This is a genomic window from Halorarum halophilum, from assembly GCF_013401515.1.
In the GTDB taxonomy this organism is placed as follows: Archaea; Halobacteriota; Halobacteria; order Halobacteriales; family Haloferacaceae; genus Halorarum; species Halorarum halophilum.
Map to the genome: position 1 here is coordinate 3,166,669 of NZ_CP058529.1, position 22,067 is coordinate 3,188,735.

The 22,067-nt window shown below is 56.5% G+C and carries 23 protein-coding genes; 14 read left to right on the top strand and 9 right to left on the bottom strand.

Going from position 1 to position 22,067, the window contains the following annotated elements; all coding sequences use genetic code 11:
- The first annotated feature begins 457 nt into the window (after nt 1-457).
- From HUG10_RS15820 to HUG10_RS15835, 4 genes are all read left to right on the top strand, one after another.
- Nucleotides 458-1,336, top strand: a complete 879-nt coding sequence (locus HUG10_RS15820; RefSeq protein WP_179170494.1) for a DNA-binding protein — start codon at nt 458-460, stop codon at nt 1,334-1,336.
- A 363-nt stretch (nt 1,337-1,699) separates the two neighbouring features.
- On the top strand, nt 1,700-2,464 hold the full coding sequence (locus HUG10_RS15825) for a TIR domain-containing protein (protein WP_179170495.1): 765 nt from the start codon (nt 1,700-1,702) through the stop codon (nt 2,462-2,464).
- On the top strand, nt 2,461-2,961 hold the full coding sequence (locus HUG10_RS15830; protein ID WP_179170496.1) for a RipA family octameric membrane protein: 501 nt from the start codon (nt 2,461-2,463) through the stop codon (nt 2,959-2,961). Before HUG10_RS15825 ends, HUG10_RS15830 begins: the two co-directional genes overlap by 4 nt.
- An 84-nt stretch (nt 2,962-3,045) precedes the next feature.
- Nucleotides 3,046-5,109 (top strand): hypothetical protein, encoded by a 2,064-nt coding sequence (locus HUG10_RS15835; RefSeq protein ID WP_179170497.1) that lies wholly within the window; start codon nt 3,046-3,048, stop codon nt 5,107-5,109.
- A gap of 279 nt (nt 5,110-5,388) precedes the next feature.
- Here the strand turns inward: HUG10_RS15835 and HUG10_RS15840 are convergent, their stop codons facing one another.
- Both HUG10_RS15840 and HUG10_RS21845 read right to left on the bottom strand, forming a co-directional pair.
- Nucleotides 5,389-5,838, bottom strand: coding sequence for a hypothetical protein (locus HUG10_RS15840; RefSeq protein ID WP_218780609.1), 450 nt, complete (start codon nt 5,836-5,838; stop codon nt 5,389-5,391).
- A 149-nt stretch (nt 5,839-5,987) separates the two neighbouring features.
- Nucleotides 5,988-6,311, bottom strand: a complete 324-nt coding sequence (locus tag HUG10_RS21845) for a hypothetical protein (RefSeq protein WP_246310164.1) — start codon at nt 6,309-6,311, stop codon at nt 5,988-5,990.
- Here HUG10_RS21845 and HUG10_RS21850 point away from each other — a divergent pair.
- From HUG10_RS21850 to HUG10_RS15865, 6 genes are all read left to right on the top strand, one after another.
- Nucleotides 6,310-6,726: a hypothetical protein gene (locus tag HUG10_RS21850; RefSeq protein ID WP_246310165.1), complete on the top strand. Its 417-nt coding sequence runs from the start codon at nt 6,310-6,312 to the stop codon at nt 6,724-6,726. The two genes, HUG10_RS21845 and HUG10_RS21850, sit on opposite strands and share 2 nt — an antisense overlap.
- Before the next feature lie 23 nt (nt 6,727-6,749).
- Complete coding sequence (locus HUG10_RS15850; RefSeq protein ID WP_179170498.1) at nt 6,750-7,001, top strand: hypothetical protein; 252 nt, start codon at nt 6,750-6,752, stop codon at nt 6,999-7,001.
- A gap of 234 nt (nt 7,002-7,235) precedes the next feature.
- On the top strand, nt 7,236-8,255 hold the full coding sequence (locus HUG10_RS15855; protein ID WP_218780610.1) for a hypothetical protein: 1,020 nt from the start codon (nt 7,236-7,238) through the stop codon (nt 8,253-8,255).
- Nucleotides 8,201-8,434: a hypothetical protein gene (locus tag HUG10_RS21700; RefSeq protein WP_218780611.1), complete on the top strand. Its 234-nt coding sequence runs from the start codon at nt 8,201-8,203 to the stop codon at nt 8,432-8,434. The genes HUG10_RS15855 and HUG10_RS21700 overlap by 55 nt, the downstream gene beginning before the upstream one ends.
- A gap of 210 nt (nt 8,435-8,644) precedes the next feature.
- Nucleotides 8,645-9,157, top strand: a complete 513-nt coding sequence (locus HUG10_RS15860) for an SWIM zinc finger family protein (RefSeq protein ID WP_179170499.1) — start codon at nt 8,645-8,647, stop codon at nt 9,155-9,157.
- Between the two features lie 64 nt (nt 9,158-9,221).
- Complete coding sequence (locus HUG10_RS15865) at nt 9,222-10,142, top strand: transcription initiation factor IIB (RefSeq protein ID WP_179171113.1); 921 nt, start codon at nt 9,222-9,224, stop codon at nt 10,140-10,142.
- A 594-nt stretch (nt 10,143-10,736) separates the two neighbouring features.
- Here the strand turns inward: HUG10_RS15865 and HUG10_RS15870 are convergent.
- The 3 genes from HUG10_RS15870 to HUG10_RS15880 all read right to left on the bottom strand — a co-directional run bounded on the left by HUG10_RS15870 (nt 10,737) and on the right by HUG10_RS15880 (nt 13,630).
- Nucleotides 10,737-11,171, bottom strand: coding sequence for a universal stress protein (locus HUG10_RS15870; protein WP_179170500.1), 435 nt, complete (start codon nt 11,169-11,171; stop codon nt 10,737-10,739).
- 462 nt (nt 11,172-11,633) lie between these two features.
- The gene (locus HUG10_RS15875) at nt 11,634-13,115 is read right to left on the bottom strand and encodes a tripartite tricarboxylate transporter permease (RefSeq protein WP_179170501.1); all 1,482 of its coding nucleotides are present in this window, start codon (nt 13,113-13,115) and stop codon (nt 11,634-11,636) included.
- Complete coding sequence (locus HUG10_RS15880) at nt 13,115-13,630, bottom strand: tripartite tricarboxylate transporter TctB family protein (RefSeq protein ID WP_179170502.1); 516 nt, start codon at nt 13,628-13,630, stop codon at nt 13,115-13,117. Before HUG10_RS15880 ends, HUG10_RS15875 begins: the two co-directional genes overlap by 1 nt.
- A gap of 210 nt (nt 13,631-13,840) precedes the next feature.
- Here HUG10_RS15880 and HUG10_RS15885 point away from each other — a divergent pair, with 210 nt between their 5' ends.
- Nucleotides 13,841-14,515, top strand: coding sequence for an MBL fold metallo-hydrolase (locus HUG10_RS15885; RefSeq protein WP_179170503.1), 675 nt, complete (start codon nt 13,841-13,843; stop codon nt 14,513-14,515).
- A 321-nt stretch (nt 14,516-14,836) separates the two neighbouring features.
- On the opposite strand, the gene HUG10_RS15890 is transcribed toward HUG10_RS15885, so the two are convergent.
- The gene (locus HUG10_RS15890) at nt 14,837-15,880 is read right to left on the bottom strand and encodes a zinc-dependent alcohol dehydrogenase (RefSeq protein ID WP_179170504.1); all 1,044 of its coding nucleotides are present in this window, start codon (nt 15,878-15,880) and stop codon (nt 14,837-14,839) included.
- Between the two features lie 241 nt (nt 15,881-16,121).
- On the opposite strand from HUG10_RS15890, the gene HUG10_RS15895 reads away from it, so the two are divergent.
- The 3 genes from HUG10_RS15895 (at nt 16,122) to HUG10_RS15905 (ending at nt 19,062) form a co-directional block, all read left to right on the top strand.
- Entirely contained in the window at nt 16,122-17,120 is a 999-nt protein-coding gene (locus HUG10_RS15895; protein WP_179170505.1) for a Bug family tripartite tricarboxylate transporter substrate binding protein, read from the top strand.
- Between the two features lie 291 nt (nt 17,121-17,411).
- The gene (locus HUG10_RS15900; protein ID WP_179170506.1) at nt 17,412-18,101 is read left to right on the top strand and encodes a 4-carboxy-4-hydroxy-2-oxoadipate aldolase/oxaloacetate decarboxylase; all 690 of its coding nucleotides are present in this window, start codon (nt 17,412-17,414) and stop codon (nt 18,099-18,101) included.
- A gap of 184 nt (nt 18,102-18,285) precedes the next feature.
- The gene (locus HUG10_RS15905) at nt 18,286-19,062 is read left to right on the top strand and encodes an IclR family transcriptional regulator (RefSeq protein ID WP_179170507.1); all 777 of its coding nucleotides are present in this window, start codon (nt 18,286-18,288) and stop codon (nt 19,060-19,062) included.
- 57 nt (nt 19,063-19,119) lie between these two features.
- On the opposite strand, the gene HUG10_RS15910 is transcribed toward HUG10_RS15905, so the two are convergent.
- From HUG10_RS15910 to HUG10_RS15920, 3 genes are all read right to left on the bottom strand, one after another.
- Nucleotides 19,120-20,016, bottom strand: a complete 897-nt coding sequence (locus HUG10_RS15910) for an NAD-dependent epimerase/dehydratase family protein (RefSeq protein ID WP_179170508.1) — start codon at nt 20,014-20,016, stop codon at nt 19,120-19,122.
- A gap of 385 nt (nt 20,017-20,401) precedes the next feature.
- Entirely contained in the window at nt 20,402-21,355 is a 954-nt protein-coding gene (locus HUG10_RS15915) for a 2-dehydropantoate 2-reductase N-terminal domain-containing protein (protein ID WP_179170509.1), read from the bottom strand.
- Entirely contained in the window at nt 21,355-21,888 is a 534-nt protein-coding gene (locus HUG10_RS15920; RefSeq protein WP_179171114.1) for an amino acid-binding protein, read from the bottom strand. The genes HUG10_RS15915 and HUG10_RS15920 overlap by 1 nt, the downstream gene beginning before the upstream one ends.
- Nucleotides 21,889-22,067: the final 179 nt, after the last annotated feature.

The window sequence follows — 22,067 nt, forward strand, 5'->3', positions numbered from 1 at the left end:
GAACGGCCCGCACCGCTCGCCGCTGCCGCCCGCCGCGTCGCTCGCGACCGACCATTCCGGGCATGCGGGCGCTCTCCGCACTGCGAGCGCCCGGTCCGGGCATGTGCCCCCGGCGCCAGCACCAAGCGCGCGTTCGGTTGCGTCTCGCTCGCTCCTTGCGTCGCTCGCTCGACGGACGCGAAACCGGCTTGTGTGCTGGCCGCTCGCGCCGGGCGGCTCTCCGGGTCGCTCACTTCGTTCGCGCCCCGTGCCTCACCTCGCTTCGCTCGGTGAGACGCCGCGCGGTGCTGGCTGGTCGGTCGCCATCGGCACGCGCCGCTCGCGCCCCAGGGGGCGCTCGCGAAGGCGCGAGCGGCGCGTGCAGACGAAGCTGTCGAGGTGTGAGTCCGTAGAAAACCGCGATTCAGGATCGCGGTTGTGTGGCGTCGTGAAACGCCTTCAGAGTTGGTGAACTCCAATGTCTAGTGAGAACGCACTCGGTCAAGTAGTTTCGGTGGACGAACAGGGATTCGAGCAGGCCGGCGAGCCAGATGTCGATGCGGATGGCTTTGAGGTCGTGGACGAGACGCCGCAGTTCAGGCCGACGGTCGAGCAGGAGATCCAGGCGAAGGTGGACGCGAACCACCCGAAAGCAGGGGTGCATGGGCTGACCCTCGAGGCCGAAGAGAAGCTGCGAGCGCGGGAGTGGGAGATCGAGCGGACGAACAGGCGGTTCGATGCACGGCAAGAGTCGAGCCGGGAGGCGCGGACGCGGCAGGCGGTTGCCCAGGGCAGTCGTGAGCGGCGGCGGACGTTCCAGAAGCGACGCGGGAGTGTCGACAAGTGGGCGCACCCAGCGGAGGCGGACCCACGAGCGCAGTTGAGCCAGGCGGAGCTGGCGACGGTGAACGAGCAGGCGGCGCGCCTGGAGCGGAAGTTGGACGGCTGGACGAGCGCGGCGATCAGTCGGAAGCTGGCCGAGCGGGTTGCGGACGGGGCGTCGGTGATGAGTGCGGTCCTCGGAGTGTATGAGGCGTTGCAGCGGGCGCCTGGCCGGATGATTCCGATCGCGGTTCTCGAGGAGGTGCAACGACGCGAGGTGAGCATCGAGGGGACGGTGACGCAGTTGTGGGATCCGTCGAGTCTGGCGATTCAGCAGGCGGGGCTCATCGAGGATGAGTCAGGGCGAACGAAGGTGACGATCTGGCGGAAATCGGACCAGCCCTGGATTCGGGAGGGCGAACGCGTTCGGATCCACGGGGCGGCACGGAACTGGTACCAAGGACGTGTCTCAGTGGCCGCGACTGGGTGGTCGACCATCCATTTCCCCGAGCGCGGGCGGTGGTGGGACGAGTAGCCGGTGAGCGCGGACTTCTTTTTTTTTACTGTGTGCCGGAACTGCCCAGGCCCCACCGCCCCACCCTCCGCTCCGTGCTCGCTTCGCTGCGCGCGCAGCCACGACCTTCGGAATATAACCATTTCGACAGGATGTAATTAATGGAGAGGCGCACTGCGCTCACGGCAAACAATGAACGTACGCGTGACCGACTTTGAGTTCTACGAGTGGATTGAGCACGGCAATAAAGACGTGCTGTACTCCCTACCGGCGTACATGGAGGACTAAATCGACCAGTATAGCCTCTTTGCAACTTTCCATACCTGGATTCACTTTCACCCCACCATACACGGATTTATGTCAATCCATTGCTTCCCCCGGACTGTGAGCTGGGAGCAGCAATTCAACCGAGCACGCCAGGCAGGATACGGTAGCTCAATCACCGTCTGGAAGAACGATGTAGAAAACATTCCCTCTGATTTCACAAACTCGCTCGGGCTTCGGCTTGACGGCATCAACGTGTATGAAGCGACGCGAGGGGGAGAGACTATCACGATTCGTGAACATCTGCTCACCTACACCGTTGAAGTCAGTCCCGTCGGGCAACCAACGTTCCTGGGTCAAAACTCCGCAAGCTCAAGGAACGGAAATGGCAATCCGTCACTCCGAGACGTAGCGATAGGTGGCAGCCTCTTCCTCGGTGGACTGTACCTTCTTGGAAAGGCCATAAGCGGCCCCCAGTCTCCAAAGAAGACCCACCGCATCTTCATCAGCCACTCGTGGCAGTACGAAGACCAATACCAGGAACTGACCCAACAGCTTCAGCAGGAGGCAGGGTTTGAGTGGTACGACCACAGCGTCAGATCTGACGATCCGATCGATGCCCAACTTCCGAACCACCTTCGGAGCAAACTGCAAGACCAGATTCGATCCACCTCGGTCGTACTAATCTTGGCAGGGATGTACGTGGCTCGCAGTGAGTGGATCGCCGAGGAGGTGGAGATTGCTAGTGAGATGGGAAAGCCCATCATCGGCATCAAACCCCGTGGAAACACTCGGCTACCAAAGGCGGTGAGCGAGAACGCTGTGGAGGTTGTTAAGTTCGATGTGTGGGAATTGATCGATGCGATCGAAAGGCACGCTTCATGACCTGCGAGCGCGACGTGGAGACCGACGAGGAAGAACCGCAAGAGGCCAATGGTGGTTCCGCTGATCTTCTTGAGCTTTACACGACTTACGTCGAAACCACGGTCAACGTCAGCAACCGCCGGATGCGGAACAATCGCTTCTACGTCCTCCTCTTATCAGGTACCCTAGCGGTCATCTCGGTGTTGGCTGAGACGCAGATAATTGAAGCCACAGGGCTGCTTCTTGCCGGTCTTGTCGGGTTAGCTCTTTGCACGCTCTGGTATTTGAGTATCGTGTCATACAAGCAGCTCAATTCCGGGAAGTACGAGGTCATTGGCGAGATGGAGGAAGAGCTCCAGTTCAAGCCGTTTCGTAGAGAGTGGTCTGTTCTCCAAGAGGGGAAGAATCCGCGAACCTATATCACCCATACTTGGGTGGAACGGAAAGTGCCGCTTGTGCTCGCATTCCCGTACGTTCTCATCACGGGCTATGCCCTCCTCCAATTATTCACGACGTAGAGACAAACTGGTCAGTATCTATCTTAAGTAGGCTAATACCTAAGTGTCTCAACCACTTTCAGTAACATAACAGTCGGGCCACGAATGGAACAGGACTCACTTTCTAACCATGACTCATTGGCGCTTGCGAATGTCGAGCGCCCAGAAGTTGACCGTATCGCTAGCTCCGTTAGGGACGGGAACACGCTGACTCACGTGTTCGGTGAGGTCGGGACGATGAGCAACGACCTCCTTGAGCGCACAAAAACCACACTCGAAGAATGGAGTATCCGCAGCTTCCACGTCAGCGAACTCTATGACACCGACTACGTCATCCAGCAACTCGCCCTGGAACTTTACGACACGCTCCCGCGCCGGACGAGGCTCCTAATTCAGGCCAAATCAGCAAGCCTCTCAACGCCAGTAGGTGGAGGTGGCCTCGGGACTGAAAATCCATTCAACCGTCCGATCGACTTGCTCCGCCGAGTCTCAGATCGAGTCTCTACTGAGACAGTCGTCTTCATTCACGACATCCATACACTTTCGGCGCCGCCTGCGGAGATTACAGCCGCCCTCCAGGAAATCAAGAGGAATCTCTCTGACTCTGTCTCAATGGTGACGTCCGGTGAGTATCGGCTGAACGGAGTCCACAGCATCGAAGCAAGGCCATTACCAGAGGACACGTTTACGGATGTCGTCACTACGCAGTGGCCGAAGGTGAATCTTGACCGAGCTGAGGAGATCTACGACGGGGTAGAGGGAATGCCTCTCTACCTCGGTCTTCTCCTCGAAGCCAATGGCTCCGATGATGACGTTGCCATCAGCAACGTTGCCGATGAAGCGACGGCCATTCTTGAGGACTACGTGGCCTCCTTGAGCATCAAGGAACAGGAGTTTCTGCGGACCACCTCTGTGTTGCTAGAGTTGGATGAACGGGTCTGCGCTCACCTCACTGGACTTTCCCGTCCCGAGGCAGCAGAACTACTTCGCGGATTAGCCGATCAACTCGCCATCCGGAAGGTTGGCCGACGAGACGGCATTGCTCGCTATAAACTCCGAAGTGATCTTCAGGGCTACCTCTATACACACGCAGAGGCTGCAGAGGAGTCTCACCGAACGATGCTGGAGTACTATCTAGAGGAACTGTTTAAGGGAGAGTCCCAGAGTTTGCTCGGGCGGGCGTTGTATCCAGGACTGTTGTGTAGTCACCATCTCAAAGGGAGTGTTGGGGGAAATCTGACAGCGGGTACAATCAAAGCCGAACTCGACACACATAATCTCGATCTCGAAGAGAAGTTGGAGTTGTGTCTCACGTTCCTCCCTCACTTCTGCATCCTGGAGACGGACACAGAGGAGGTGCTCTTCGAGTTATTGGACGAAGTCCGCGAGGAGATTGCCGATCGGTACCCGTCGGAGTTTGAGTTCAAGCAGATTATCGGGGTTGATGGATATCGAATTGGGTTTCGGTTGCTCGTTGCGAGAAATACGCCTGATGATGAGCAAGCAACGCAACTCTATCAGCAGATGGCGACTCTCGCTGATGAGACATTAGAGTACATTGCAACTCATTCTGACGAAGCTGACGGTCTAGAGACATGGGTGCAAATGATTTGCTTGGCTTCCGCGTATGCGTATCAGAAGTGTGGAGAGCAGGAACTTGTCGAAACTCGGCTTGAACCGGTGTTCCAAAAACTAGAGGCACTGGGTATCCCCCGGACGATGGTAATAGCCGTGTATCACCGAACAATGCGGTTCGCTGATCAGCTTGAATTCGATACAATCCTTGACGAACTGTTGAGCTCAGAACTTGACGATACGTTCACTGCGATTGGTGAACGTCAATCAGCGAAGGAATATCTCTCCGAAGCAAGAGGGAAGATGGGGAACGCATTCAATGGTACGGGTGCCTCGCTGTATGAGGAGTTACAGAACTATCCGGCAGCGTTCACCCGATACATTGACGATATTACGTCGATAATTGATCCGACAGACCTCCACGTTGAGCTGGAGGAATTCCCGGTGGATATTCAGCAGCACGGGTACCTCCTGTGTTCACTGGTGATTTCCGTTCTATACCAACTCACCTCAATGACAGACTTGTACCAGCTCTGTTACTCTGAGCACGGCCTAAGAATCAGTTTCCCGCGGAAAGAGGAAGAAGCAGAATGAGTTGCAGTCACAACGAGCCGGAGAATGACTGAAGTATCCGTTGTCCAATGTCCGAAATCACGCTCACGTGAACGTGTTTCCCGCCTGCGGGGGGCTGTATGTCGCTGTCCATCGGGACTGCTCGGTCAATCGCCCCGTCCTGGAGGCCTGAATCGCCAGCACTCACACTCAATGCCGGAGTTGTTCAATCGGCTAAGTCTGAATCAACTGCTACGTAGACCTGCGTATCATTCGATGAAGAGCGTTTGGTCAGGGGAAGAAAGAGAAAGAACAGGACGGTTACCCATCAGCATCGGCGTCAGCATCCGCACCGTCAGCATCGGCGTCGGCATGAAGCCCATCTGAATCAGTGTCTCCATCATCACTGTCGGAATCGCTGTCCCCGCCATCGCTATCCGAGTCACTGTCCGAATCAATATCCGAGTTTGTTCCAGAATCACCCCGGACAGTTGGTGCCGTTGACGGGTCAGAAGACTTCCCAACGTCAGCGCCTAGACTGTAGAGGATGACGGGAGGACAAATGTATGTGGCAATCGCCAGCACCACAAAGAGTGGGTCAATGAAGATGAGCAGTCCGAATGCGGTGAGTGCCGCCGCTGAAGCAGCATGGATAGCGGAGTGAGTGTATTCTCGGTAATACTCCCAGAGACCTTGCAACCACTGTGCTGTTGCCGATACTGGTCCCTCCTCGATTGCTGATAAGGACATATACAACAGTTTGAGATGCACAGCCAAGAGTACCCACCTTACTTTCGATGATAGGTCTTCGCTCTATACTTGGCGTTACATCAGTCAGCCGGACAGGGGTCACTTCCGAGAATCACGTATTCTCGGCAACCGACCGGCTCACGAGTGCCGTCGACGGCTCAATTCTTCACCTAATCGGCTCGATAGCGCCGGTGAGGAAAACCTATCATGCCGGAAAGGGTCGGCGTTCGCTGTAAACCGGAACCATGCAAACGAGACCCTATCCAGAGAAGAACGGGTTGCGGATCTGGCTCGCCCGAAGCGAGCAGCGCGCCCTCCTGGAGGCCGTCGACGACGAACCCCGTCGACGGATCGCGCTCCAACTCGGACTCCATGGCCTCCGGACCGACGAAATCCTCCAGGTCGAACCGCGCCACTTCCGCGAGCTCGCGAACGGCGCCGACGGACACGTACTCGCCGTCCCAGCCGGGAAGACCGGGAAACGGGAAGCCCATGGTCTCCAACAACCTCGTCGAGCGCGTGCGCTACCTGAAGAGCGCTGCGCGGATGCGCGCCGACGAACAAAATCGTCGACGTCTCGAAGCGCTCGGTAAGAATACTGGACCGCGGACGCGCGTGAGGTTCATGGTGGATGATACCCTTGAGGAGGACTTGGCGGGCGCGCTCGGAATGCACGACCTCCGTCGCACCTGGGCGACGGACAGCTACTACAGCCTCGCCTTCTCTGGCGTTCCGATCGCCGAGCAACTGGTGATGTCCTGGGGCGCCTGGGCTCAGACGTCGACGGGGCGCGAGACCTTCCGGCAAACTACCTCGGGCCGGTCCCCGACCACGCCCCGGCCCAGGCGTTCGACAACCTCCCGTTGGCGTAACGATTCCACACTTCATAATTGCCGCAAAGCACTTTAGTTCATCGTATTACTCACGGTACAATGGCAGTCCCAACGGATCGTCGGAAAGCGATGATAGCATTCCTCCTCTTCCTAGTTGTTATGGGTGCAGGAATCGGAACTTGGAATTCTCAGCAAATTAGTTCATGCCAAGAAGAGTTCGGGGAGGATCCCGAAGTAGTTGCAGAATGCAAAAGTTCACTGAGAGATATTGTTCGACTCGTTTCAATATCTCTTATAGGAATTAGTATCGTTGGATTGGGTGTAGTGCTTCTTAAAGAATCGATCAATTAAACTAAGATTATAGTGTGTCAAACGTTCACTTGGCGGGAATCCCGAAATACACCACCATCGATTCTAGGTCACGAACTCCGAGGGATTGACCAAAATCACCATTTCAATTGAAACATGAACAGGAATTGCAACAGCAAATACCTGCTGGCTCTTTCGATGATTTCGACCTGGGTGGTTTAGACAATTTCTCTGCTAGTTAGGCTTATTACATATTGTTCTGTGGATGGCCGTGTCATGGCCACCACGCTCTCTGTCGAAGTCGATTCAACAGAAAACGAAGTCCAGATTCAGGAATTATCCATCCACGATGATGGACTCGTCTCGTTCCTCGACGATATCGACGATGACCAGAAAGAGGACGCCGTTATCCGTGCGCTGAAGGTGGGGGCGGCAACGCTCCAACTCGCGGAGACGTCCAAGGACCTAGAATTCGTTAAACGCGAGTTCCACTCGATGCAGGAAGTCATCGAGGGCGAGATCGATGACGTGCAGGATGACCTTCAGGAGAAGTTCGGGGACGATGGCAAACTAGCCCGCATCTTAGATGGCCATCTCGGCGACGATGGCACACTTCGAGAACACATTGATGATGCCTTCGGCGAGGACGGTATCTTCAGTGAACGCCTCGATGAGGAGCTCGGGGAGGACGGCGAGCGGATCCAGCAAGCCCTCGATCCAGATACCGAAGGCACACCGACGTATCGATTGAAGCAGACATTGAAAAACGAGATTCAGGATATTGAGGAGAAATTGACCAAGGAAGAGGCCCAAGCGGAGGTCAGACAGCGGACGACGCTGAAAGGCGACGACTTCGAGGATACTGTTGAGGGACTCCTCGACGAACTCGTCTACCATACCTCCCATTCATACGAGTACACCGGTGACAGCGAAGGGGAGTTGACCGGACGTGACGTTGGCGACTTTGTACTCACACTCGGCGATACGGGTCAGCGAATCGTCGTTGAAGCGAAAAGCGAGAAGGAATACTCCGTCCCCAGCATCAAGAGGAGATGGATGCGGCTATCGAGAATCGGTCGGCCGACTACGGCATATTCGTGTCCGAGTGTGAAGAGTATCTGCCGAACAAGGTCGGGTATCTGCAGGAGTTCGACCGAGAATATCTCGCCGTGTCCATCAGCCAGGACGAAGAGGACGAGATCGACCCGCGACTCTTCCGGATTGGCTACAATTGGGCGAAGATGCGCGCTGCCCAGGCCGCGGTGGACACCGGGAGCCAAGTTGACCCAGAAGTAGTCCAGTCAAAGGTCGAGGAGGTCAGTGACAGCATCGAGCGGTTCCAGAGCGTGAAAAAGAAGTGTTCGAACATCCGGAAGAGTGCCACCGGCATCGAGGCTGACCTCGATGAAATTGCGGATACGGTAAATGGACATCTGAACGACGTTCGTGCGGAACTCAGTAAGGCTGACTCGTGAGTGACAGTCTAGCTGGAGCGATTTCTCTTCGGCAATAGTGTCGTTGGTGCTGTCCCGATGATGGTTATCGTGTATCTTGATTCTCCGGTAGCTCCCGTTGAGGATGATAACCCTTCAGCCAGTCACAGCTGCTCTCAGAGGTAATGGGGCGTACAAAGTTTTTCGCCCCCAATGGGTGCGGGGCGACCTAGTCGCCCTCGCTGACCGTCAATGGCAGCCCATCCACTTGCTCGACTAGATGTATCGACGCGCGTCCTGAAACGCGCCCAGTACGAGGCGTTCGAGTTCGAGTTTCACGACGGCGCACTCCTCGTCCGGAACGGCAGCCATCCGGATCCCGAGAACCACGAGTACGAGGTCACCGTGACGGATGGGGTTCCCACTCACTGCGAGTACCCCGCTGACGAGAACTACGAGGGCGCCTGCAAACACCGCGTCGCAGTTGCAATCAGAACGCCTGTTCTCGAGGCAGCGGTCCACACTCAACTTGCCGCGGACGGCTCTGGGTCATCCAACCAGCCGCTCTCCGAGGAGCAGTATCTTGCGGAGAAGGACACAGAACACCCTGTAGACACCGGTGATGAGCCCGTCGACTCTGATGAGGACGCTCGTGACGACACTGACGAAGGGGAGGAGTATCCATGCGAATGTGACGATCTATCTAACGACTTCCCGTGCTGGAATTGCGTCCTCGCAGGCCGTCGTTCCCTTCCTGACGCGTAGCACAGCGAGTTTTGTTGGCCCCTAAAGGGTGCGGGGCAGTCCAAATCGCCTCGCGTGATTGACGATGTCACTGAGAGACGTCTACGAAACGGGATTCGACGAACAGACCGACAGAACGCTCTCGGCGGACTGCCCGGAGTGCGACGGACGCGTCATCGTGGACGCAGGCGAGCGGCGGTGTGACGATTGCGGACTCGTCATCACCGAGCAGCGACTCGACCGCGGACCGGAGTGGCGCTCGTTCGAGGGGGACGACGACAACCCGAGCCGGGTAGGTGCTCCACTGACCGCTGTAAGACACGATCGCGGCCTCTCGACCGAGATCGGGCAGCAGCGAGACGGGACGGGGTCACCGATTTCTGGTCGGAAGCAGGTCCAACTGGGCCGGCTGCGTCGCGAACATAACCGAGGCCGATTCAGATCGAAGGCCGAGCAGAATCTCGCACACGCCTGCTCTGAGCTTCACCGGATGACGAGCGCACTTGACCTACCCAAGACGGTGGCCGAACGTGCGGCGGCGATCTACCGTGAGGCAATGGAGGAGAATCTCATCCGCGGGCGGGCGATCGAGACGATTGCGGCAGGGAGCCTCTACGGAGCGTGTCGGTGCGACGGCGTCACCCGAACGCTCGGTGAGATCGCCGACGTGGCGCAGTGCGATGAGTCCAAGGTCAAACTCGGCTACCGGGTGCTGAACGTAGAACTAGGGCTGGAGACGGGGGTGCGTCGTCCTCGAGACCTCATTCCCCGTCTCGTCTCCGCCGTAAATGCCTTCGGCGATGTCGAACGTCGGGCGCGTGACCTCGTTGAGTACGCGGAGGAAGCCGGACTGGCGAACGGCCGAAATCCGAACGGGGTTGCGGCGGCCTGTATCTACCTGGCCGGCCAGGAAGTCGGTGAACACATTACACAGACCGAACTCGCTGACGTGGCTGACGTGACGCCGCTCACGATTCGGAAGCGCTATCGAGAACTCAGAGAGTGACGGTGGAATCGGAGTAATTGAGTAAATGGACTGAAATGAGGTACGTTATTTCTGCGACCTATCCCTCATTTGTTATCGGTATATAAAAAGAGGAAATAGTATTATGCACCAACCGTCTAACTATCAAAATAGTAAGGTAGTATGATAAAATACCGAAACAACATTCCATCTATCTTATTGATATCAATACTTCTGGTTCCGATTCTCGTAGGGGCGGTTCATCGTGTGGCTAGGGTCAGTATGAAATGTCGGTGATTAGTGTATGCTTCAGTAATACCTACTCACGATGCATAAATGCGCTCTCTCTATCCTAATTCTATATATATAAATTCTAAATATATCATACCTGGTCTTAAGCTTCATTCACGGGGTATTGCGAATCGGAAAACAGAAAAATATCAATATCAAATCTATATACTGCAGACGGTATTAAGGCTCACTCTCAGCGAAAGCTGTAGCTCATAAAATTCCTTGGTGGCGCCCTCAGGGGCGAGTGGGGCTAATGTGAGTAGGAGCACGTCATGTGTAATATAATTGGAAGCTTGGCACTAACAGGTGTGCAACTTCAGGAGGGAATTTCGATGACGTCCGATGTTACGTCGTTTCTTGATCGACGTCAGTAACGACTGGACACGAAGCGTTAAGCAATATCGACTGTGCGACGCTGCCAAACAGCGCTTTACCTGTGCGGGATCGTTTTCGAGGCCCGACGATGATGTATCGAGCGTCCTGTTCCTCTGCGTATCTCGTCACCTCCTCAGCGGCATCGCCAACGAGTCCCACCGCCTCGTATGGAACATCAAGGTCGGTTGCAGCCTCGGCAGCTGTTTCGGCCGCGACCGCACGAATCTGATCCATATCCAGCGGCTCTTCGGACTGTGCGCCTGAAATCCCCAAGTCGAGAAACTCAGATCGCGTCAGCGCATACACTACGTGGACGGTATCGTCAAACGCCTTGGCAAGCGTTTCTGCTTCTCGAATAACCCGGGTGGACCGATCGGAATGATCCACTGCGGCGACGATTGCCATATCCATGAATTCTCTATCCTGTTTCATTAGAGTGTCGGTCTCCGCAAAATACCCATCATGGAACCGACGAGCAATGGTTCCAGCGCTCACGGTTCAACAATGTTGTATTCACATGGGGAAGAGAGCCGATTGGATTACAAAACTACACATGTAATTCCTAGAATTTGGCCGCTGATCGAACTCCTGAGTTCCAATACTATTGAAAACAGCGCAAAACGTCGCTCTCAAGAGGCACTTCGACGAGGTTCCTCCAAGGCCGCCTCGTACTTATGGAATCGATCAACCGATCCACTCATGTGAGTTATAGTGTGAATACGGGGTACGGCCCCGCAGACGACTGACTTCTCATCAGGCGAGGCGTACTACCGATAGCTCTGCAGAGATCATCGTTACAACTCTATCGAAAACTAAGCAAACGGCGCTCGAGTACGGCTGTTCTAAGGGAACGGGGGCGGGGTCGTCCTAAGCCCGAAGGGCCCGTGCCGTCGGCAGAAGTATCGTCACAACGCTCAGGAGGAGGATGACCAGTGCGAGGGGGCTGGTGAGGAATACGTCGGGTGAGCCTCCTGAGAGGGCCAGCGACCGACGTAGATTCACCTCTGCGATCGGGGCGAGGATCAATCCGAGAACCATGGGCGCTAATGGGTACCCACGGAGACGCATCGCGTATCCGAGTAACCCTGCACCGAGCATCACCCACGCATCGAAGAGATTCCCACGAAGGGCGATCGCGCCGATGACACAGAGCAGCAGGATGATCGGCCAGAGGAACTGCTTCGGGATATTGATCAACCGCGCCCAGTAGTTGGCCCCAAGTAGCCCTACCAGCAGGATAAACACGTAGATCATAAAGAACCCGACAAAGATCGTGTAGAGGAGTTCAGGTTCGTCCTGGTACAGGCCTGGTCCTGGGTTCACGTCGTGCACTAACAGCGCACCGATGAGGATTGCCGAGACGGAGTCACCAGGAATGCCGAGCGTCAACGTCGGGATTAGCGCGCCACCGGTGCTCGCGTTATTGCCGGACTCGGCTGCGGCGACGCCTCGAACGTTTCCGTCCCCGAACGACGGGACCGCATCCTTGATCCACCGTGTCGCTTCGTTGTATGTGATGAACGCTGCAATATCACCACCTGCGCCGGGAATCGCTCCGATGAGCGCTCCGAGAATTCCCGACCCAGTACTCACGGGCGCGATTGCCCGTAAATCCGACAACGACGGGAACAGACCCGTGATCTCTTGGTCAATCGTCTCTTGATCCTCGTCGATTCCGCCAGCGTATTTCCGAAGTCCCTCGGCGATTCCGAACAGTCCGATCATTACGGCGATGAACTCCACTCCGGTGAGTAGTTCGGGGGTGTTGAACGTGAACCGGTGATACCCCATGATCGGATCGATTCCGACGGTCGCAACTAACATTCCGAGCAGGCCGGAGATCATCCCCTTAGTGAGCGAATCTCCGCTCACACTGGCGATGATCGTCAGCCCGAAGATTGCGAGCGCGAAGAACTCCGGCGACCGGAAGTTCAGTGCCGCGTTTGCAATCACGGGTGAGAAGAACATCAACGCGATGACGCTTATCACGCCCCCGATGAACGAGGCGACCGTGCTGACCCGGATTGCGCGTCCAGCATCACCGTTCTGTGACAGCGGATATCCATCGAAGATCGTAGCCGCCGCCGAAGGGGTTCCGGGCGTGCGAATCAGGATTGCTGGGATCGACCCTGCGTAGACCGCCCCTCCGTAGATACCCAGTAGCAGCATCATCCCGTTCGCCGGTTCCATTGTGAACGTGAATGAGAGCAACACGGCAATGGTCATCGTCGCCGTCATTCCGGGGATCGACCCCATGAGAATCCCCAGAAGGATTCCGATGAACATCAACCCGATAACGACGGGGTCCAGCACGTTGACGAATCCTTGTGCAATATACTCCAGTACCATCAAAACACCACCCCCAGCGGAATCTGGGGAAGCAGCCTGGAGACGGGGATGATTCCCTCGGGCAGTCGCACCAGGAAGATGCGGCCGAAGATATAGAAGAGCAGGATGGGCACGCCGATCGAGAGAGCAACGAGGAACGGCGTTGAGCGGATTTGTGAGTAATAGAGCAACGCGGGCAGGAACAGCATCGAGCCAACCAAAAACCCGGTTATCGGCATTAGCACGACGTATGCCACGAGGAGGATGAGCACGATAACCGGTGGTCCATAGTTGAAGTCAGCCGTCTCAAGTTCGGTTTCCGTTCCGCTCAGGATCTCGGCAACCCCGAATACGATAATCCCGGCGGAGATGAGAATCGGGAAGAACCCGGGACCGACCAATCCCTGATCGGGGAATCTGCTCGCAGCAAAGATGACTACGAACGAGAAGAGTACGAATCCCACGGTAAGGGGGTTCGACGAGAGTGCACTTGCGGAGGTTCGGTCAACCACCTCAACTATCCGTTGTTTAATCATGAGTATCCCACGCTCGTGTCACGAACTCACGGAAGATGACTGTATAAATGTACTGGTACTGCCGCCTATGGACGGTTTCGGCCACATTCTCCCCAACCATTGCCACCACTGAACTACAACCGACCCAACCAGTTAACGAATTGATTCTTCGTGCAAGCAGTTGCCCCATCGCTAGCCTTATTAGGATAATATCACTACATGCATTCGTATATGGGTCTCAGTAGCGTACTCGAGGGAATCGACCAGATACAGTTCGAGCACGTACGCGTGTTCGTGTTGAAGGATGTGCCAGAGGAAGGGCAGATTACACTCGTCGACACGGCGTTCGATGAGAACGGCGAGGAGCTCGTCGAAACGCTACGATCAGAGTACGGAACCGTCGATCGGGTAATCCTCACACACGGAGATCACGGCCATCACGGGGGTCTCGCCCATGTCGTGGAGGCATTCTCGCCCGAACTCCTGATGCCGGCGGACGAGACGAAACTCTACACCCACCTCGAAGAGGAGGGGATCGACATCGAACCTGACGTCGCCTACGAAGACAATGATGTGCTCGAGGGGAATATCCGTGTTATCCAGGTTCCCGGACACACGGAAGCGACCTCCGCCCTGCTCCTCGAGGATCGAGACATCCTCATTTCAGGTGACTCGCTGGATGGTGCTGACCGCGGCGGGCTGCCGGCTGGGTATCTGCTCCCCCCGCCGGCGCTGTTCAACGACAACCACGAGGATGCTGAACTCAATCTCTACAACCTGCTGAAGTACGATTTCGACACCCTGCTGGTCTTTCACGGTTCCCACGTGTTCGAGGATCCGAAGGGGAAACTCGACAACTTCCTCGCCGAGCGCGAATGGAACGAGTGGGATCCTCGGACGGACTGATTCGGTAGTTTCCATAGAACGTGCTGGCGGCCTGAATTCCGTCATTATCTTCCGCCTGCCGTAGTCGAACTGTTCTCAACGCGTCCCCGCTCCTTCGTAGCGGGTAGTCTTGAAGGGGGAGTCGGCACGCTTCGAACCCCCTGTAGTTCCGGGTGCGTTAACAGTCATGGCGCCAGTGGTAACCTGCTACCAAGTACGGGATAGTGTCCTCGGAAATCGTCCAGATCAGAACCGTTCTCCCTGGCAATTCCACGCAGAGAAGCACAAGACGGCCCTGGTCGATTTTCTTGGCACGCTGCATATCGCCGGGAAGAATGTGCGTTACTCGCGCAGGACCGAGACGTCGAAGACGGGTTTGCAGGTGTCGCCAGCCAGGAATGATTTGAACGCCTCATCGGCCTCAAGCAGGCTGAATCGATCGTCGAGGAACGTCTCGTGGTCGACGTCTCCCGAGGCAATTAGACGGAACGCGCGGACGAAGTCTTGGTACATTGCGCTGTAGGTGCACTGGATGTCGACCTCCGCCCGGACCAAGGGGGTATAGGACATCGTCGTCTCGCCGGGCTGGCCCACAAGTACGATCTGGCCGCCCTTCCGAACTTCCTCGGCGGCCATCGACAGTCCGGAGGGATGGCCAGTCGTATCGAAGACAACGTCGTACCCGATCCCGTCGGTGTACTCCGCTCGGTACGACTCAAGGTCCGTCTCCTCGATGTTAATCGCGGGGAACCCGAGTTCCTCTGCAAGTGGGAGTCTGTAGCGGGTGTCCGGATTGATACCAGCAACAGTGACCTCCGCACCCTGTGCGTCTGCGACCTGGGCGGTGAGCAAACCGATCGGACCGGGTCCTGCGACGAGAACGTTGTCGCCCGCACCGACGCGCGAGTTCTCGATGACTGCACGGGTACTGACCGCGGTTGGCTCCGCAAGCGCGGCGTGTTGCGGCTCAACGTCGTCCGGGACCAATTGAAGCGACGTTTCGGGCGCGATGATGTAGCCCGCATACGCGCCATCGTGGTCGATTCCGGTGAGTTCGGTGTTCTTACAGATGTTCTCCATCCCAATCTGGCACTGGTAACAGTCGCCGCAGCCGTGGATCGGGCGTTCGACGACTCGCTCACCGGGGGAGAATTGCGTGACGTCGTCACCGACTTCGACGACTTTCCCCGTGTATTCGTGACCGATGATTGTTGGGGGATTCATCCGCTCGAACGCGGGCTTGAATTCATATATCCCGGCGTCACTCCCGCAGAGCCCAGCGTAGTCCACCGCGATCAACAACTCGTTCGACGCCGGTTTGGGCGTCGGGACGTCGATGAGTTCCATACTTCCTGACTCGCGGCTGGTCTTTGCTAGCCCGCGCATACAGGAGAAACAAGATTCACGTATTATAACGTTCCGGCATCAGGACAGCCGTTTACACACAAAGGTCGGTCACCCGGTTGAGGGTGCATGAACCAAGTTCCGACTCCCTACCTCGCTGAACGCGGTCCGAACCACCAGACAGCGGTGCAGATGAGGAGTAAGAAAGTCCCCCTTCGGTCACGGTATCAACTTCTATTCATGAGTAAGGTTTAATATACATGGTCTAAAATGGGGGACTGGTATGGTAGCAGATGACGGCGGTCAGAGCGCACTGAACAGACGAAACTTTGTAAAGACGGTCGGAACCGCAGGCCTCGTGTCAACGGCGGGGTGTCTCGACCAGCTCAGTGGGGAACAATCGTGGCCAGCGCGTCCCGTCGAAATCATCGCGCCGTGGTCGGCAGGTGGCGGTGCCGATCGAACCAGCCGCGCTGTCGCCGACGCGGCCGAGAATCACACTGAGGTCTCGTGGAACGTCAGTAACCAGACCGGCGGCTCGGGCTCCGTTGGGATGAACGCCGCTGCCAACGCCGAACCTGACGGACACACACTCGGTTGCACTGCGCCCGAAATCGCTCTGTTCGAGCACCTCGGGATCGCTGATCTCAGCCCCGACGACATCACGCCGATTATGCAGTACACGGAGTTCCCGGCAGCGCTCATCGTCCACCAGGACTCCGAGTTCGGGTCAGTTGACGACTGGCGATCCTACGGTCAGAACAATACAGTTCAGATGGCGAACTCGGGATTCGGATCCTCATGGCACATGGCCGCGGCGGGTATCGCCAGCGAGGCGGGTATCCAGGTCGAACACATCTCCTACGAGGGTGCAGCCCCCGCGATGACTGCCGTCGCCAATGGCGAGGTCGACTGTACCGCGGTTGGGGCAGCCGAAGCGGCACCCCAGGTTCGAGACGGCAATCTGAAGGCCCTTGGTGTCGCGTTCAATAAGCAAGTCGACGCACTCCCCGACACGCCGACGCTGGCGGACGAAGGGCTCGACATCGAAATCGGCTCCTGGCTGGCACACTTTGCTCCGGCAGACATCTCCGATGATGTCAAGCAAAATCTCGTTGACGTGTACAGTTCGGTGTACGAAGACGATAGCTTCGTGCAGTTCATGGAGAACAACGATTTCATCCGCGTTCAGCGAAGCGGTGACGAACTCACGCAGTTCCTCAACGACCAGTACGAGTTCTACGGCCAACTCGTCAACGAACTGGGCATCGAGAAGCAGTAAGCGTCCGCGTTCGATCGGTCCGATTCGTTTTCACACTGCTTTCGAGGGGAGTCAGCACCATTATCAACCGAACAATCCAGAGAGGTTCTGACTTGACTGTCAGTCTAGCGTTCGACGAGATCGAAGATGTTTGCCCGTATTCGGAGTATCTGCGGGTAACGGAGACGCTGCGTGTTCGAGTATCGCCGTCTCTTCAGAAGCGTGCCGTCGACTGGTTTTCGAACCGGGATGAGGTGCGTCACCCTGGCCATCACCGGTGGATTTATTGATGCTGTTTCCATCGGCGAACGTATGCACACGGTCGAACCGAATATCGAGCGGCAGGACCGCGATCTCGTCGAATCATTCGAGGAGATTCCGAGTACGATCGTCTCTGATGTGACCGGCAATATCGGGCTCACCATGGATTCAGGGATTCGACCTGCATTCGACGGGGTCGAGATGGCCGGCTCCGCGGTCACGGTCAAAGCGGCCCCGGGCGATAACCTGATCATCCACAAGGCGATCACGATGGCCGAACCTGGGGACGTACTGGTCATCGATTGTGATGGCTACACGGATACCGGGCATATCGGAGAGCTCATGAGTCGGTCTTGCCAGGCGAACGGGCTTTCGGGGCTCATCATCGACGGTGCGTACCGTGACAGCCGCGATATCGCCGAGATGGAGTTCCCGGTGTATGGTCGGGGTGTGAACCCCCAGGGACCCCTCAAGCAGGATCCAGGATCGATTAACGTCACGATCTCCTGCGGTGGCGTGAGCGTCGATCCCGGCGATATCGTCGTCGGCGACGACGACGGAGTGGCTGTCATCCCTGGCCACGGCGCGGAAAAAGTCCTCGAACTTGCTCACCAGAAACTCGCTGCCGAGGATACGACTCGTGAGGAGGTCGAAGCGGGGGAATACCTCTACGAGCTCAACGGCTACGACCAACTGTTTGAGGGGATGGAGGTCGTTGGCCCCGAGGACTCGATCCAGTAGCTGACAGAGTTCGAGCGGTCGAAGCGATTCTAGACGAATTGATTGGCGGAAAGACCTCGTTCCACGGTTCTCCCCAGGCCCATAGCGTCGGCACTCTCGGGGAATAGAGTAACTACTCACGTCTGATTTCAATATTGTTGCAATCCCTCGACGGGCTTAAGAGGACGTAACAAAATCACTTTGCATGGCAGATTCGGACGAATCGGGCGGACGGGGGCTGAAGAGCGTGGAACGATCCTTTGAGATCATCGAATACCTCCGCCAAGTCGACAGTTCGACGCTCTCAGAGACGGCCGAGGACCTCGATCTCGCAGTGAGTACGGCGCACATCTACCTCACGACCCTCCTCAAAACTGGCTATATCGTCAAGGAGGGCAACGAATACCGGTGCAGCTTCGAGTTCCTTCAGACAGGCGGCGAACGTCGGGACGAGATGGCCTTGTACCAGGCGGCCAAACCGCAGCTCGACGAATTGCAGGAGGAGACCGGGGAACACACCAACGTCACTGTCGAGGAACGCGGTTACTCGGTACAGCTCTACAAATCCCAGAGTCCGAAGTCGATCGACGATGACGCATCGCTCGGCGATCATTTTTACCTTCACCTAACCGCGACTGGTAAAGCGATTCTCTCGAAGTTCTCCGAGGAGCGTGTAACCGAGATCATCGATAGACGCGGGCTGCCGGCGCTGACTGATGACACCATCACCGACGAGGATGTCCTCCGCGAGGAACTGAAGGAGATTCGGGAGAGGGGCTATTCGATTAATCAGGGAGAGCATTTCCCTGGTGTCTGTGCCATCGGTACGGCGATCGTCTCCGAACCTGACGGAGCCCTCGGCGCAATAAGTATCAGCGGTCCCCTCAGCCGAATCACGCCTGAGCGAATCGAAGAGGAGCTCGCCCCGGCGCTGCTCAACACGAAGAACATTATCGAGCTGAAAATCCGTCAGTACGAGTAGTTGAAGGCAGTCGGTCCTTAACCGACTCCGCCCGGGATTCAGCTCAGTTCGTACCGTTTACTTCGGGGGGCTTTCCCACTCGGATCCGTTATCCTGTGGCTCGTAGCCGAGCACAGCCTTCGCGTGCTCGATATCGAACCACCGAGCGTCGTTCCCACTGACCGCGTAGAAGGTGTCGTACGTGACGTCCTCGTCCTCGAGACAGCACTCCAAAAGGTTCGCAAAGTCGCGCTGGGATGTCCAGGATGCCTTTAGGCGCTTCTCCATTTCCTCATACTCTTGACTACCACGCTCCCACGAACCGGTCTGCGACTGGTCCCACACCTCGTCGTCGTCGACTTTGTACTCCTCACCACGGTCGACGCCGCGCTCGGCATCGCCGTACGGGTGATCGTACTCTTTCGTCCGCACGCTGGAGATACGAAGCGAGTAGACCTGATGGGGTGCACCGTCGCGACGAGCATGCGTCTGACCGATGTGCTCGCCGAACATCTTCGTGGCACCGTAGTAACCGTCGGGCTTCGGGAGCGTCTTGTGGGTGAGTCGAAGCGGTTCGTACTCGCTCGGATAATCCTCCTCGTAGAGTTCTGGGGCGTGTTCCTCCTCGTACAACCCCATGATGCGCTGGGAGGACGCGAAGATGAGTTTCCCGACGTCGGCCTCCTTCATTGCTTTGAGGACGTTGTATGTGCCGACGATATTCGGCTCGATGACGTCCTCGAAGTCCGCACCTGCGTCGGATTGTGCAGCGAGGTGGATCACCGCGTCCTGCCCGTCGAAAGCTGGCCGGATCGCCTCGTAGTCGGTGATGTCCGCGACGTGCGTGTCGTATTCCGGATGGTCGTTCCGGTCCAGATACGTGAAGTCGTACCGTTTCTTCTCAGCCAGGTAGTTGAGAATCGCTTCCCCGGCCTCGCCGAACGGACCCGTCACAAGAACGTTTTGCGCTGCCATCGATGAGACAAATTCGAACACAATAGTATATAATATTGTCCATTGAGGGCGGGGCTGCCGGAAGTACGACCGCTTCCCACCGACACTCGAAATTTCAAAACTGTTGAACTCGATGGAGGTCGATCTGCCTCAGTTGGTTACAGTTATACAATTGTAATGGCCTGGGGAAACGGTGGGCGTGTAGTACCGAATCGAACGGGAAACCGCCATTCAACATAGTGGAAATCGACGGTTGGTGGAAATCCGAGACAGACGACCAGCAACTCTTCGGCGAATGGGTTGGGATCGTCGAACTGTGAACTAAGCGAACTCGAAATGGGGAACCGGGTCAAACTGGACTGAAAGTCCGTCTCGACCCGCATTTCTCCCCGTTCGCGGATCGATATTACGGCGCCTCGAGCCGTGTCACGTCGACGAGAATGGCAGTGGCGATCTCATGGCCTGTAGCACCTGCCCCGGTCACGTGTGTTTGTCCTGCATGTTCCGTCTCCAGTTGGATGACGGTTCGTGCACCGGAGACCGCGAGCGCACTGTTTTCGGAGACGAGCCTCGGTGCCACACGCACGTCGTCTTCACTGATCTCACCGATGAGGCGTACTGTTCGTCCATCGTCCTTAGCGAGATCGAGTGCACTCCCCGGAATCTCCTTGATGCCTTCAACGTGGACATCATCGATCGTGAACTCGCGTTCCGACTGCGTAAGAACGTTGGCGAGGATACTACACGTGAGTGCAGCATCAGTCCCCTCGACGTCGAACGTTGGATCGACTTCGGCAACACCGAGATCTTGTGCCTCCGCGAGAACATGTTCGTATCCGAGACCCTCAGCTGTCATCCGGGAGAGGATGAAGTTAGCGAGGCTATTGAAGACGCCGCGGACTCGCGTAACGTGATCCGGTCCGAGGTCTGATATCGTAGAGAGTACCGGCATTGGCCCACCGACCGTCGCCTCGAAGCGAATCTCTCCATCGCTTTCGGCTTCTAACGCTCGGACGTCTCGATACCGTTGTGCCATTGGCCCTTTATTTCCAAGGACGACGTGGCAATCCCGTTCGAGGGCTCCCTTGACGTGGCTAAACGCCGGTTCTGCATCACCGATCGTAATGGGGGTCGCCTCGATTAATGCATCGTAAGATGCGTCGATTGCGGAGTCAGAGGGCTCATCCCCGACGACTCCGTCATTCTTCTTCCTCTCGAGGACCGCCTCCACGTCGATTCCATTGGCATCAGTTGTTGCACTCTTCGAATCGGCGATAGCAGTTACCGTGTGACCGTATTCTTCGGCGAGCTCCGCGACGGAGGACCCGACTACCCCCGCCCCTAAGATTCCGATCCTCATTATGCTTCTCCGCCAAGCGCGAGTGGCTCGATGATCTGAATATCTTTCTGTTCCATTATTTGTCTGATTTCTTCTATTGTATTTTCTGCCTCACCGACGGCTGTACCGAGTCGAAGACGGGCGCTCGAGACGTCTTGTGTACCCTCGGGAGAGGAGAGTGAAAATGCCGTTATCGAGCTATTTGTTCGCTCGCGAATTTGCGTCAGCGTGTCCGAAATACCAGTATCAACAAGGTGACCAAAGAGGAGTAATGTAATCGATTCGCTATATCGTTCTGTCCCCGCTTGAACGACGTTAATATCTGCTTCCCGTAATGAAGTGACGATCGCGTCGAACTGCTCTGAGGTTGCCTCGACGTCAACTTCCACCGGAATGTGACCGAGTGGCGTAATGTTCCCTCGCTCATGGAATATCGATTGCAGGTTCCCACGATTCTCCGAGATTGGTTGGAGGGCCCTCAGTAGTTCACCTGGTTCGTCAACGAGCTCAAGTCGGATCGTTCTGACCTGAGCCTCACTATCGACACCTGCCATTGATGCCTCTTTCCAAACCAACGATTGTGTACTCTCTGGTCGTTGCATAAACTGCCATCTCTGGTGAGGGGCCAGGGGTTAACTACGCCTACTCCCAGTTTCAATTCTCACCTTCGATTCAACCGAAACAGATGCAAAATGGGGACTTGCGATCGATAGAAACCGCTCTTAAGGCGGCC